Annotated in this window: 11 protein-coding genes; 4 read left to right on the top strand and 7 right to left on the bottom strand. The window is 66.3% G+C overall.

What is annotated here, in order from left to right:
• The first annotated feature begins 65 nt into the window (after positions 1–65).
• Positions 66–1,010, top strand: a complete 945-nt coding sequence (locus RBH26_RS02005; protein ID WP_306756205.1) for a calcium/sodium antiporter — start codon at positions 66–68, stop codon at positions 1,008–1,010.
• 86 nt (positions 1,011–1,096) lie between these two features.
• On the opposite strand, the gene RBH26_RS02000 is transcribed toward RBH26_RS02005, so the two are convergent.
• Both RBH26_RS02000 and RBH26_RS01995 read right to left on the bottom strand, forming a co-directional pair.
• Complete coding sequence (locus RBH26_RS02000; protein WP_306756204.1) at positions 1,097–2,362, bottom strand: hypothetical protein; 1,266 nt, start codon at positions 2,360–2,362, stop codon at positions 1,097–1,099.
• Positions 2,363–2,494: 132 nt separating this feature from the next.
• Positions 2,495–4,993 carry a PAS domain S-box protein gene (locus RBH26_RS01995; protein ID WP_306756203.1) on the bottom strand — a complete coding sequence of 833 codons (2,499 nt, stop codon included), beginning with the start codon at positions 4,991–4,993 and terminating at the stop codon, positions 2,495–2,497.
• 231 nt (positions 4,994–5,224) lie between these two features.
• Between RBH26_RS01995 and RBH26_RS01990 the strand changes: the two genes are divergently transcribed.
• The 3 genes from RBH26_RS01990 (at position 5,225) to RBH26_RS01980 (ending at position 8,502) form a co-directional block, all read left to right on the top strand.
• Positions 5,225–6,580: a D-aminoacyl-tRNA deacylase gene (locus RBH26_RS01990; protein WP_306756202.1), complete on the top strand. Its 1,356-nt coding sequence runs from the start codon at positions 5,225–5,227 to the stop codon at positions 6,578–6,580.
• 157 nt (positions 6,581–6,737) lie between these two features.
• Positions 6,738–7,910: a cell division protein FtsZ gene (gene ftsZ / locus RBH26_RS01985; protein ID WP_306756201.1), complete on the top strand. Its 1,173-nt coding sequence runs from the start codon at positions 6,738–6,740 to the stop codon at positions 7,908–7,910.
• 211 nt (positions 7,911–8,121) lie between these two features.
• Positions 8,122–8,502 (top strand): cyclase, encoded by a 381-nt coding sequence (locus tag RBH26_RS01980; RefSeq protein ID WP_306756200.1) that lies wholly within the window; start codon positions 8,122–8,124, stop codon positions 8,500–8,502.
• A 205-nt stretch (positions 8,503–8,707) separates the two neighbouring features.
• On the opposite strand, the gene fabG is transcribed toward RBH26_RS01980, so the two are convergent.
• From fabG to RBH26_RS01955, 5 genes are read right to left on the bottom strand one after another with little or no spacing between them, the layout of a single operon-like run.
• Complete coding sequence (gene fabG / locus RBH26_RS01975) at positions 8,708–9,451, bottom strand: 3-oxoacyl-ACP reductase FabG (protein ID WP_306756199.1); 744 nt, start codon at positions 9,449–9,451, stop codon at positions 8,708–8,710.
• On the bottom strand, positions 9,451–10,395 hold the full coding sequence (locus RBH26_RS01970; RefSeq protein ID WP_306756198.1) for an ACP S-malonyltransferase: 945 nt from the start codon (positions 10,393–10,395) through the stop codon (positions 9,451–9,453). The genes fabG and RBH26_RS01970 overlap by 1 nt, the downstream gene beginning before the upstream one ends.
• Positions 10,392–10,964 (bottom strand): holo-ACP synthase, encoded by a 573-nt coding sequence (locus RBH26_RS01965; RefSeq protein ID WP_306756197.1) that lies wholly within the window; start codon positions 10,962–10,964, stop codon positions 10,392–10,394. The genes RBH26_RS01970 and RBH26_RS01965 overlap by 4 nt, the downstream gene beginning before the upstream one ends.
• A gap of 2 nt (positions 10,965–10,966) precedes the next feature.
• Positions 10,967–12,181, bottom strand: a complete 1,215-nt coding sequence (locus RBH26_RS01960; RefSeq protein ID WP_306756196.1) for a beta-ketoacyl-ACP synthase II — start codon at positions 12,179–12,181, stop codon at positions 10,967–10,969.
• The gene (locus tag RBH26_RS01955; protein ID WP_306756195.1) at positions 12,182–12,427 is read right to left on the bottom strand and encodes an acyl carrier protein; all 246 of its coding nucleotides are present in this window, start codon (positions 12,425–12,427) and stop codon (positions 12,182–12,184) included.
• Positions 12,428–12,435 lie beyond the last annotated feature (8 nt).

Below are 12,435 nucleotides of genomic sequence, written 5' to 3'. Positions count from 1 at the left end.
GTCACGACGCGGTCGACGCGGTCGATCTCCGGATCTCTTTAACCCTACCGGGAGTACCAGCGGCTATGCTCCCCGAGATTGGGCTCTTTGTCGGCCTCATCGCGGCCGGCGTCGTCGCGCTCTATGTCGGCGCCGAGATACTCGTCGCGGGCGCCGGCCGGCTCGCGCTGGGGGCTGGGCTCCGTGCGGCGACCGTCGGCGTGACGGTGATCGCCTTCGCGACGACGGCGCCGGAACTGTTCGTCGCGACCATCGGCGCGATAGACGTCTCGACGGACATCGGTCTCGGTGCGGTCATCGGCTCGAACATCGCCAACATCGGACTGGTCCTCGGTCTCGCCGCGCTCGTCAAGCCGCTGCCGGTGAGCGGAGTCGTCATGCGACGACACGTCCCGTTCATGCTCGGTGCGGCCCTCCTGCTGGTCGGCCTCGGTGCCGACGGAACGATCGGTCGGCTCGAGGGTGGACTCTTCCTGCTCGTTCTCGGCGGGTTCTCGGCGTATCTGCGCTACGCCGTCAGTGCCGATGCAGCGCCGACGGTCGACGAACCGGGTGCCGGTGAGGGAGTGTCGCTTCGGGACGTAGCGTCGGTCGTCGGCGGACTGGTCGCACTCGTCATCGGCTCGCGCTGGCTGATCTCTGGCGGAACTGGCCTGCTCTCGGAGCTTGGGTTTTCGGATCTCTTCATCGGGTTGACTGTCCTCGCAATCGGGACTGCACTGCCCGAGTTGGCGGCCTCGGTCGTCGGCGCCGTCCGTGGTGAGACCGAGTTCGCCGTCGGCAACGTCGTCGGTTCGAACATCTACAACATCCTCGCCGTGTTAGGAATCGTCGCGCTGATCACGCCGATCGAGATCGCCCCGAGTACGCTCCGTCTCGAGTTGCCCGCTCTCGTCGTCTTTACCGTCGTACTGGTCGCCATGATGTGGTACCGCCGTCGCCTGACGCGATTCGACGGCGCCGTCCTCGTGATCGGTTACGGCGTGTTCGTCTCTTTCTTGCTCCCCTGATACGGACTGCTGTCCCGATCTCTCGTCGATCGCCACACAGGGTCGGCGATCGGCGGGACGTGACGACAGGTGACCGTATGAATCGCTCACAGCGGCAGCGGCGTCGACTGCTGTCCGTCGGATCCGTCTTCGTCCCGCTGTTCGAGACGGTCCAGCCGAGGAGCGACGTGTTCGCGGATGAACCTGACCAGTGGACTCGAGGCTCCAGTTGCGGTGAGTCCCGCGGCACACGGTTCGCAGTCGGTAGCGGCCGGCTCACAGTCGGTGTCGGCAGTCACGAGCAACACCTGCTCACGGTCGGCGAAGACGACGCGGCCGGGCTGGACGCCGTCGACGGGAAAGTTCAGACAGTCGAACTGCGGTTCACAGATCGTCGCCTCGGGGATCGCTTGTCGGGCGATGTCACGGACCGCCTCCGAACAGGAGCAGACACAGACATCGACACCGCGATCGGCAGCGTCTCGCCAGCGGTCGAGACAGCGGTTCTGGAGCAGCCCCGCATCGGGCACCGCCACGAACAGTTCGTCCGTGGCACTGTCGGCGATCTCGTGGCCTCTGGCGATGACGTCCTCGCGGCCGGTGACCGTCCAGCAGTCGTCGGTATCGGCCGTGGCGTCGGCGCGGTCCGGTTGTGGTTGTGAGTCGGCCTGGTTCGAAGACGGGGCAACGTCGCCAAGCGGGCCCGCAGTGAACCACTCCGCCTGCCACTGTGGCGCGTCGTCCACGAGCGAGACCGTCGCCGCCGAACGGTCGTAGTCGACGAGACCGGCGTCGGCGAGGGCGGGTAGATCGCCGTGGACGAGGCGGACCTGGACGCGTTTCCAGTCCCGCTCCTCGAGGTCGACGAGTCTGACGTCGTCGCGCGTCTCGGCGACGAACAGGGCGGCGAGGTCGGCGACAGCCAACTCGTCGTCGCGTCTCGAGAGGATCCGCAGCAGCGTCCGTCGGCGACCGGATCGAAGGACCTCGAGCGTCCGATCGAGAACCGCCTCGTCACAGGCCGCGCCGCCGCGTGGCTGCTCCAGCAGCGACCGGACCCAGTCAGCCTCGAGCAGCGGGTGGTCGGCGAGGGCGAACCGACGCGTGTCGCTGCCGTCGGTCACTTCGGTTGCGACGCCGAGATCACACAGTCGCGGGATGTGGTTGTGAACGAGCTCGACGGCGACGTCTTCGGACTGCTCCTCGGTGACGATCGGTAACTGGTGTTCCCTGACTGCGACGTCGGTCGCGAGCGTCTCGAGATCGACTGGCGACGTCCGGTCGTACAACACTGAAAGCAGATATCGCCGTCGGGGAACGGCGAGGACGTCTGACGCGATAGTCGACCGATCAGTAACAGGGGGCGAACTCATTGGTCGATTAAAGTACCCGGCGGGGGAAAGCACTGTACCAGCGTGCTCTGGTATAACTGATTGATACCGCGATCGAATATACTGTCGGACGACAGTGTCCCGTACTCAGTTGGGACGATACCGCCTCTCAGATCAGGACTCCCGCTCGCGTTCGCGGTCCTCGAAGTACGCCGTAAGGAGCTTCTCCTGTGCGACCCGCAAGTGTTGGTGGTACGTCTGGCGGGCGATTCCGAGCCGGTCGGCGATATCGCTCGCGTCGCTGCGGCGAGTCGGCCACTCGAAGTAGCCGCCGTAGTAGGCTGCCTCGAGGGCAGCCCGCTGCTTTTCGGTCAACTCCTCCTGGACACGCCGTCTGAAGTCCCCGGGCGTTTCGACTGGCCGCTCGACGGTTCGTTTCGACAGGAGTTTCGTCTCGGGGTAGGCCTCGATGACTGCGTCGACGAGTTCGCGAACGTTCGCTTCGGGGCTAACCTGCACGACGGTAGTCGAGACGCCGTCCTCGACGACCTGTGAGCGGATCCGGGCGCCGTAATCGGAGAGCAGTCCCGTGATCGTCGGTCCGGCGACGACGAGTTCCCAGTGACTCTCCTCGCCGCCAGCGTCGATCCGACGGCACTCGCCGATCGATGGGTGATCGGCAAACGACGAGCGAACCGCCGACGGATCGGCGCCGACGACGGTGACGTAGTAGACGAACATCTCGTCGGTCAGTGGCAACACGTGATCGAGCGTGATCCGACAGTCGTTTTCCTCGGCGAGGTCGATACAGATCCCGCTGGGGTCGGTCGACTCGAACTCGAGTTCGACGACGGTATCCTGATAGAGGAGTCGACGCACCACCATCGCGTTAATCGCGTGGCCGATAGTGCCGCCGAACTCGAAGAGGACTTCCCGCTCTTGTTCGGTAAACGCCGACGATTCCGCGGCAGCGACGACGAACACGCCGTACGTCCGACCGCTGGCGATGATGGGGACGACGGCGACCGAACCGTAGTCACGCTCGCGGGCGTCGACCCGCCAGACGTCGACCTCGCTCTCTTGCAGGTCGTGATAGCGTTCGACGGTTTCGGTCTCGAGTGCCGAGGGACCGGCGCCGGCCGGCGGATCGACGTACGACGGAAGGACGCTCTCGACGCCGTCGGCGTCGATCCCTGCCCACGCCTGTGGCTGCCACGAGTCTCCCTCGTCCGTGGCCGCCGAATCGACCCGTCCGATGGCGGCGAATCGATAGACGTCTGCGTCCGCGAACGCGTCGACGACTGCGGTCTCGATCTCCTCGCGACTCTCGGCCGTGACCATCGTCTCGTCGATTCGTCGGATCGTCGCGTTGAGCCGTTCTAATCGCTCGAGTTCCCGTTCGCGAGCCTTGCGATCGCTGATGTCTCGACCGGTGCCGGTAAACCCGAGCAGGGACCCGTCGTCGTCCGTGATCGGTGCGCTGTTGAACTCGTATGGGACGTACTGCCCGTCGGCCGTCACGAGCCGTGCTTCCGCGTCGACACGTTCACCCTCGAGCAAGAGCCGTTCGATCGCGTCGGCGATCCGATCACGGTCGGGTGGGGCGATGAACTCGAGCGGGCGCATCCCATCGAGTTCGGCCGCGTCGTATCCGGTGACCTGTTCGAACCGGTCGTTCCACTGGACCAGGTTCCCGTCGGCGCTGTAGGCGTAGAGCAGGTCCGGCTGGGCCGCGAAGATGCTCTCGGTCAGGGCCTTCTCCTCGCGCAGTTCACGTTCCTGGGCCTTGCGGTCGCTGATATCTCGAGCGACACCGGTAAAGCCGAGTACGGCCCCGCTCCCGTCGGAGATCCGCGCGCTGTTGAACTCGTGTGGGATCCGCCTCCCGTCTTTCGTGAGGAGATCGGCTTCGACAGCGACGCGCTCGCCGTCTTCGAGAATGCGAGCGATCGCGTCGTCGACTCGGTCCCGGTGCTCCGGTGCGATAAACTCGAGTGGCCCCATCTCCGAGAGTTCGGCCTCCGTATAGCCCGTCACGTCGGGGACTCGGTCGTTCCACTTGAGGTAGTTGCCGTCCGTATCGAAGGCGTAGACGAGGTCCGGCTGGGCCGCGAAGATACTCTCGGTCAGAGCCTTCTCCTCGCGGAGCTCCCGTTCGCGTTCGTGCTCGTCGGTCCGGTCGTGGAGGAGACACACGTAGCCGACGAGGTCGTCCCCGTCCCCGTCCCCGTCCCCGTTCTCGTCGCTGCTACCGATATCGGCGTTCCGTCCGTCGTTGCTCTCGATGTCGGTCTCACGAACCGGGACGATCATCTCACGGATCCAGAGCCGACTGCCGTCGCTCTGAAGACGCCATCCTTCGTCCTCGGCCTGTCCCGTCGTCCGGGCCCGCTCGAGGAGCCGTTCCGGATCGCCATCCTCGCGGCGAGCAGGCGGGAAGTGCTGTCGGAAATGCCGGCCGACGATCTCGTCTGCCGTGTAGCCGAGCAGGGCCGCCGCGCTCTCGTGCCAGGAGACGATCCGTCCATCGGGACCGAGCAGTGAAACGGCCTGGTCACCGACGAGACCGGCGAACTGTCGAACGTCGAGACGACAATCCGATGGATCGTCGTCGGAGACCGACGGATCCGATTCGCTCGGGCCGTCGTTATCCTCCCCCGATGAACCGTTCATATCTGAAATGGGATACTCACGTATGGGCGTTCGGGGTACCTATTCCTTGTTGCCGATTACAATATCTGTGACAATATATCGTGGTATGTTCACTCACGGTATCTAGTGACAATCAGTGATGGAAAAGTCGACGGTAGCTTACGCCACCATTTTATATCCTAGCGGGATCTGCGGCAGCGTTTCTCGTCGAAAACCGACGGCGTTACCGGCGCCGCCCTCGCTCACTCGTGTATGCACGAGTTGGCGATCGTCGAGAGTCGAGCCGACCGCGCGTCGGTCCACATCTGTGACCGTCTCCGCGAGCTCGCCGACTGGGAGGTCCACGAGGACGAGTCCCGGTCCGCGGCCGACGGCGGCGGCACCTACTACCGCCTCGAGACCGAGTCGACTGGCGTCGAACTCCGCTCGTTCGAAGCATTTCACCTCGAGCTCGAGTCCCCGGTCGACGCGTTCGACTGCGAGCCGGATCTGCTGGTTTTCGCCTCGCGACACTCCGGCGAGACGGGGCCGCTGCTGACGGGTCACTTCACGGGCAACTTCGGTCCCGCGGAGTTCGGCGGCGAGGACAACGCCGTCGCGGCGGCATGTCCGAACGCACTCGCCCGACTGCGTTCCGCCTTCGACGAGTACGCACCCGCGGGCTACGACGTCGGCATGGAGTGTACCCACCACGGCCCGACCGACGTCGGCTGCCCGTCGCTGTTCGCCGAACTCGGCAGCGACGAAGCGCAGTGGGACGACCCCGACGGTGCCGAGGCCGTCGCCCGCGCGATCCTCGAGCTTCGGGGCGTTTCCCCCCACCGCGAGGAGCAGGTCGTCGGCTTCGGCGGCAACCACTACGCACCGCGGTTCGAACGCATCGTCCGTGAGACGCCGTGGGCGGTCGGCCACATCGCGGCCGACTGGGGGCTCGAGGCGATGGGCCACCCCGACGCCCACCGCGACGTCCTGGCGGCCGCTTTCGAAGCCAGCGAGGCCGACCTCGCCGTCGTCGACGGCGAGTGGCCGGTCCTCGAGGAGACCATCGCAGACCTCGGCTACCGGACCGTCGGCGAGACGTGGCTGCGCGAGGTCGGTGACCGACCGCTCGAGCTGGTCGACGCCGTCGAGTCGGAACTTGGCACCGTCGAGGACGGGACCCGCTTTGGCGAGATCCGTGAGTCGTCGTGTACTGTCCTCGAGCTGTCTGGCGAGCTGATCGACACCGCAGAGGGTATCGACCCCGATCGCGTCCGCGAAATCGTCGCTGGCCACACCGTCGCCTTCGCGACCGAGAACGGCGGGAGCCGCGTCGGCACGCAGGTCGCGGTCCCCGACGCTGACACGGACGACGCCGCCGACGCGCGCGAGGAAATCGTCGCCGAGCTGGCGGCCGTCCTCGAGGCAAAGTACGACACTGTTCGCCTCGAGGACGACGCGGTCGTCGCCGAGCGGACGGCGTTCGACCCGGAGCTCGCGCGCGAGGTCGGCGTCCCGGAGGGGCCGAAGTTCGGCGCGCTCGCCGACGGCGAGTCGGTCACCGTCGACGGCGAAACGGTCAGTCCCGAGAGAGTTTGCCGTCGCCAAACCGACCGGTTCCAGAAGTAACCGGACAGTATACCTGCAGTAAGCGCCCGATATCCCGGCCGAGAACGGGACACGTTACTCGCTCGAGGTGACAGCTACACACCCCCGACGATGTCGGACAGGCGTCTGACGTGTAGGGGAAAGGTAATTATGCTCCATCTTCTAGACAGGGTCAAGAATGGACTCCATCATCGACGACGCCATCGACGAGGCCGAAGCCGGGGACGGCGAGACGGTCCCCGACGACGCCCCACCACAGGGCGGGCAGTCGGCGAACGGAGCGGAATCGGACGACCGAACGGGTACGATGACCGACGACGAACTGCAAGACGTCCTCCAGGACCTCCAGACCGACATCACGGTCGTCGGCTGTGGCGGTGCCGGTGGCAACACCGTCAACCGCATGCACGAGGAGGGAATCCACGGCGCGAAACTCGTCGCCGCCAACACGGACGTCCAGCACCTCGTGGAGATCGAGGCCGACACGAAGATCCTCATGGGCGAGGAGAAAACCGGCGGTCGCGGCGCCGGCTCGCTCCCACAGGTCGGCGAGGAGGCCGCCCTCGAGAGCCAACAGGACATCTACGACGCCATCGACGGCTCCGACATGGTCTTCGTCACGGCCGGACTGGGCGGTGGTACCGGAACTGGCTCCGCACCCGTCGTCGCCAAGGCCGCCCGCGAGGCCGGCGCGCTGACGATTTCGATCGTCACGACGCCCTTTACCGCGGAAGGCGAGGTCCGGCGGACCAACGCCGAAGCCGGCTTAGAGCGCCTGCGTGACGTCTCCGACACCGTCATCGTCGTCCCCAACGACCGTCTGCTCGACTCGGTGGGCAAACTGCCCGTCCGCCAGGCGTTTAAAGTCTCCGACGAGGTGTTGATGCGCTCGGTGAAGGGGATCACGGAACTGATCACGAAACCCGGCCTCGTCAATCTGGACTTCGCCGACGTGCGGACCGTCATGGAACGTGGCGGCGTCGCCATGATCGGCTTAGGCGAGTCGGACTCGGAAGCGAAAGCGGAGGACTCGGTCAAGACCGCGCTGCGCTCGCCGCTGCTGGACGTCGACATCTCCGGGGCCAGCTCCGCGCTGGTCAACGTCACCGGCGGCAACGACATGGCCATCGAGGAGGCCGAAGGCGTCGTCGAGGAGATCTACGACCGGATCGACCCCGATGCCCGTATCATCTGGGGGACCTCCATCGACGAGCAACTCGAGGGTAGCATGCGGACGATGATCGTCGTCACGGGCGTCGAGTCGCCACAGATCTACGGCCAGCCCGACGGCGAGGCCGTCCAGCCCGCGGGAGTCGGAGGGGGCGGCGACGACATCGACTTCGTCGACTGATCGGCAGTCACTGACGACGCGAGAGCAGAAAACTCGGGAGGGAGTCCACCGGTTCACTGCTCGGCACCGTTTTATACTGTTGGCGGTACACGCAGCGGCCGAAATAGATCGAACGTCGCGTTCGACAGGTCGGAACCGACACTATCGTGCCCCTTCGTAGCTGCCGATCGTCGGTGGAATCTATTTATGTCAGTAAGAACGCGAGTCCAGTATGCCGACCTACGAGAGGGTCTCGGTGATCCCGGCCGACTTCGAGACCGTCTGGGAGTTCTACGACGGCGTCGAAGAACTCGAGATTCTAACGCCGGACTGGACGGGGATGGCGGTCTCGCATACGGTCGGTCCCGACGGAGACCTCGATCCTGACGGGTATCGCGTCGGGACGGAAGTCCACCTCGAGTTGCAACCCTTCGGACTCGACTCCGCCCCCAAACGCGAGTGGGTCGTCGAAATCGTCGAGCGCGAGGTAAACGACGATCGCGCGTCTTTCGTCGACGAACAACTCGAGGGGCGCGGTCCGTACGAGACGTGGCGCCACACTCATCGGTTTGCAGGTCTCGGTGACGAGACGGTCGTTCACGAACGCGACTAACGGCCTCGTCGTCACACCCGGGATGATCGTCGGTCACACCGCGTCGTTCGACTCGCGTATGACGATCGGCGGGAAATCGGGACAGCAGTCCGTCTCATACTACCGGACAAAACGATGCACACACCGATCGCACTCGAGACGCTGTCGCGGAACGCGACAGGCGTCGAGGCGCGATCGGGTGTTTACTGACTTTTGTCCGGAAGTATCAGCCGAGCAGTCCGTCGTCGACTCTGAGCACCTCGCCGTTGACGTACGACGCGGCATCGCTGGCCAGGAACGCGATCGCGTCGGCGATCTCGTCGGGAGTCGCGACCCGTCCGCTCGCGGTTCGGTCCTCGACGAGTGTCTCGTAGTCGGCGACGTCTTCCAGCAAGCTGGTGTCGGTGTACCCCGGCGCGACGGCGTTGACGCGGATGTCCTTGCCACCGAGTTCTCGCGCCGCCGCGCGGGTCAGTCCGATGAGTCCGGCCTTGCTCGCGGCGTAGTTGGCCTGTCCCGCCCAGCCGCGCCGTGCCGCAACGCTTGCGACGTTGACGATCCGTCCGCCGTCGTGTCGAAGCATCGACCGCGCCGCCTCGCGTGTACAGTAGAACGGTCCGAAGAGGTTCGTCTCGAGGACGCGTCGCCACTGCTCGGGGGCCATCCGGACCAACAGGCCGTTGTCCATCACGCCGGCGTTGTTCACGAGGATCGTCGGCGGTCCGTATCGCTCGGCGACCGTCTCGAACACCGCCGCGACGGCGTCGAAGTCAGTCACGTCACACCGCTCGACTGCGGTCTCGGTCGGAGACGTCGCCAGCGCGTCACGCGTCCGGTCGGCCGCCTCCTCGTCGGCGTGGTAGGTGACGATCACCGTCGCACCGCCGTCGGCGAATCGCTCCGCGACGGCGCGGCCGATCCCGCGGGTGCCGCCGGTGACGACGGCGATCTCGTCACGAAACTCGGCCATCAGGCAAACACCTCCCGGGCGTCGGCAGGCGTCTCGAGTGTGTAACACTCCGCGTCCGGATGGATCCGTTCGATGAGACTCGAGAGGACGCCGGTCGGCGGGAACTCGACGTATCGGTCGACGCCGCGGCGCTTCAGCGTCTCGACGACGCCCACCCAGTCGACGGGCGCGGTGATCTGTGTCGTAAGATCCCGACGGGCGACGTCCGGGTCGGTGTAGACCGCCCCCGAGACGTCCGAGACGATCGGGATCGACGCCTCGCGCATCGATAGCGACGCCATCACGTCTTCGACGGGGTCGACTGCCGACGCCATCACCGGTGAGTGAAACGCCGCGCCGACCTCGAGTTCGCGAAACCGCGCGTCGGTGTCGTCGAGTGCGTTCCGGACGGCTTCGATCCCCTCGAGCGTCCCGCTTACCACGGTCTGTCGCGGCCCGTTGTACAGCGCGACGCCGACGTCGTCGCGGTCGCTACAGGCGTCGGCGACCGTCGCTCGGTCGACGAGCAAGACCGCCATCATCGTCCCGGGCCCCGCGTCGCGTTCGGCCCGTTCCATGAACGTGCCACGCCGACGAACGACGTCGACGAGGTCGGTCGGCGACGCCGCGCCCGCGACTGCAAGCGACGTGAAATGGCCCAGGCTGTGGCCGGCGACGTAGGTCGGCTCGACGCCGAACCGAGACGTGATGCCGGCATACGTCGCGTATCCGGCTGCCAAAAGCGCCGGCTGTGCGTTTCGTGGTCGCGTGAGTTCCTCGAGTTCGTCCCGAAAACACCGATCGGAGAGATCGATCTCGAGGGCCGAATCGAGGTCGTCGAACGTGGCTCGCGTCTCCGGCCACGCGTCGTAGAACTCCTGTCCCATCCCGGGGCGTTGGCTCCCCTGCCCGGGGAAGACAAAGGCCGTGTCCGTACGTGTCGTCGCTTCGTCCGTATCCATCATCTCTCAGTATTCTCGTCAGTAGGTCGATCACATCGGGATCCGGTTTCGATCCCGACGACGGTCACCGAACCGACGGCGTAGCCGACGCGCCGATCGTGGCTGAGCGAAACGTCGATCGCCACCGCGTCGGGGTCGACGCCCTCCCGTTCGAGGGACGCGGCGAGCGTCTCGGCGGCGGGCGACTCGAGGGCGAGTCGCGGACCGGTCGCCTCGCGAACGACTTCGATCGAATCGAGCGGGATCGCCGGCGATTCCTCGGCGAGAACCTTGCAGAAGGCCTCCTTGGCCGCCCACCGGGCGGCGTAATGTTGTGCCGGCTCGCCTCTGCCCTCGCAGTAGGCACACTCCGCGTCCGTAAACGCCCGACCGCGAAACGACGCGCCGAACTCCGCGAGCAGGTCGGCGATGCGGCCGATCGAGACGACGTCGATGCCGTGTCGAACGATAGGTGCGGGACCACCGGTTTCGACACCGTGGGACTCGAGTGCGGCGTCGGCCGCCAACGCACGGATATCGTCGGTAGTGGCGGCGAATCCGTCGTCCGGATCGTCGTTGTCGGTGCCGTTCATCGTCACGGGTGTTCGAAGACGAGCGCGCCGTTGGTTCCGCCAAAGCCCGCCGACGTGGTCACAGCGACCTCGAGGGCGGTCTCGCGCGTTTCGGCTACGACCGGGACGTCACACGCCGGATCCGGCGTCTCGTAGTTCGCCGTCGGCGGAATCGTTCCCTCGGCGATCGAACGCGCGAGGATCGCACTCTCTATCGCTCCGGCACCGCCGAGGGTGTGGCCGAGCGACCCCTTGACGCTCGTAACTGGCGGCACCGTATCGAAGAGCGTCCGGAGCGCGTCGGCCTCGCAGGCATCGCCCGTCGGCGTACTCGTCCCGTGAGCGTTGACGTGGTCGACGGCGGCCGACTCGCGTCCGGCGTCGGTGAGCGCACACTCGAGACACCGTCGGAGGCCGCGACCGCCTTCGGCTGGCCGCGTCGGGTGGTGTGCGTCGCCGGTCAGCCCGGTTCCCGTGACCGCAGCGTACGGCTTCGCGCCGCGTTCGGCAGCGTGATCCCTGGCCTCGAGGACGAGAATCCCGCTGCCCTCGGCGAGGACGAATCCGTCCCGGTCGGCGTCGAACGGTCGGCTCGCCCGCTCGGGCTCGTCGTTGCGGGTGCTAAGCGCCCGCATCGCGTCGAAGCTTCCGACGCCGAGCGGAGAGATCGGCGCGTCGGTTCCGCCGGCGACCGCGACGTCGGCGCGGCCGGTTCGGATGTCCGCAACCGCGTCGGCGATCGCGTGCGTGCCAGCCGCACAGGCCGTCGCAGGCGAGCGATTCGGGCCGCGGAGATCGAAGGCCATGCTGACGTGGCCGGCAGCCAGGTTCGCGAGCGCGGTGATGAGAAACCGCGGCGACGGACGGTCGCCAGCGGCCGACTCGATCTCCGGCAGGCCGGCGAAGGCCGACGCGATACTGGTCGCGGCCCGCTCGGACTGCCAGGCGGGATCGTCGGGCTCGAACCCGGCGTCTTCGATCGCCTCCGCGGCCGCAGCGACGGCGAGTTCGGCGTAGCGGCCCATCGCCCGCTCGTCGACCCACTCGCTTCCAGTCGCCACGGGGTCGTCCCCGATTTCACACGCGATCCGCGACCGGACCGCCGCCTCGTCGGGATCGAATCGCGTGATCGAGTCCGCGGCAGTGACACCCGAACGGAGTTCCCTCCAGGTTTCGTCGGCGGTTTCGCCAAGCGGTGTCACCAGCCCGACGCCGGTTACGACGACGTCTCGAACCATTCAGACGCGTTCCGTGACGTACGTTCGGAGGTCGCCGACGGTTTCGATCTCGGCGAGGTCGTCGTCGGGGACGTGGACGCCGATCTCGGCCTCGATCGCTTCGGCGAGTTCGACCATGTCGAGCGACTCCGCATCGAGCGGTTCGGCCTCGAACTCGGTCGTCTCGTCGAACGCGTCCCGGTCGACGCGAAGTCTGTCGGCGATGATCTCCTCGAGTCGATTCACTACGTCGGTCGCGTTGGACATATCCGTCC

The sequence above is a fragment of the Natronolimnohabitans sp. A-GB9 genome (assembly GCF_030848565.1).
Classification (GTDB): domain Archaea; phylum Halobacteriota; class Halobacteria; order Halobacteriales; family Natrialbaceae; genus Natronolimnohabitans.
This window is presented reverse-complemented; position numbering and strand designations above follow the sequence as displayed.

Bases quoted from the DNA above. Each gene is read 5' to 3' on its own strand.
- RBH26_RS02005 (WP_306756205.1), top strand. From the start codon at position 66: ATGCTCCCCGAGATTGGGCTCTTTGTCGGCCTCATCGCGGCCGGCGTC.
- RBH26_RS02000 (WP_306756204.1), bottom strand. From the start codon at position 2,362: ATGAGTTCGCCCCCTGTTACTGATCGGTCGACTATCGCGTCAGACGTC.
- RBH26_RS01995 (WP_306756203.1), bottom strand. From the start codon at position 4,993: ATGAACGGTTCATCGGGGGAGGATAACGACGGCCCGAGCGAATCGGAT.
- RBH26_RS01990 (WP_306756202.1), top strand. From the start codon at position 5,225: ATGCACGAGTTGGCGATCGTCGAGAGTCGAGCCGACCGCGCGTCGGTC.
- ftsZ (WP_306756201.1), top strand. From the start codon at position 6,738: ATGGACTCCATCATCGACGACGCCATCGACGAGGCCGAAGCCGGGGAC.
- RBH26_RS01980 (WP_306756200.1), top strand. From the start codon at position 8,122: ATGCCGACCTACGAGAGGGTCTCGGTGATCCCGGCCGACTTCGAGACC.
- fabG (WP_306756199.1), bottom strand. From the start codon at position 9,451: ATGGCCGAGTTTCGTGACGAGATCGCCGTCGTCACCGGCGGCACCCGC.
- RBH26_RS01970 (WP_306756198.1), bottom strand. From the start codon at position 10,395: ATGATGGATACGGACGAAGCGACGACACGTACGGACACGGCCTTTGTC.
- RBH26_RS01965 (WP_306756197.1), bottom strand. From the start codon at position 10,964: ATGAACGGCACCGACAACGACGATCCGGACGACGGATTCGCCGCCACT.
- RBH26_RS01960 (WP_306756196.1), bottom strand. From the start codon at position 12,181: ATGGTTCGAGACGTCGTCGTAACCGGCGTCGGGCTGGTGACACCGCTT.
- RBH26_RS01955 (WP_306756195.1), bottom strand. From the start codon at position 12,427: ATGTCCAACGCGACCGACGTAGTGAATCGACTCGAGGAGATCATCGCC.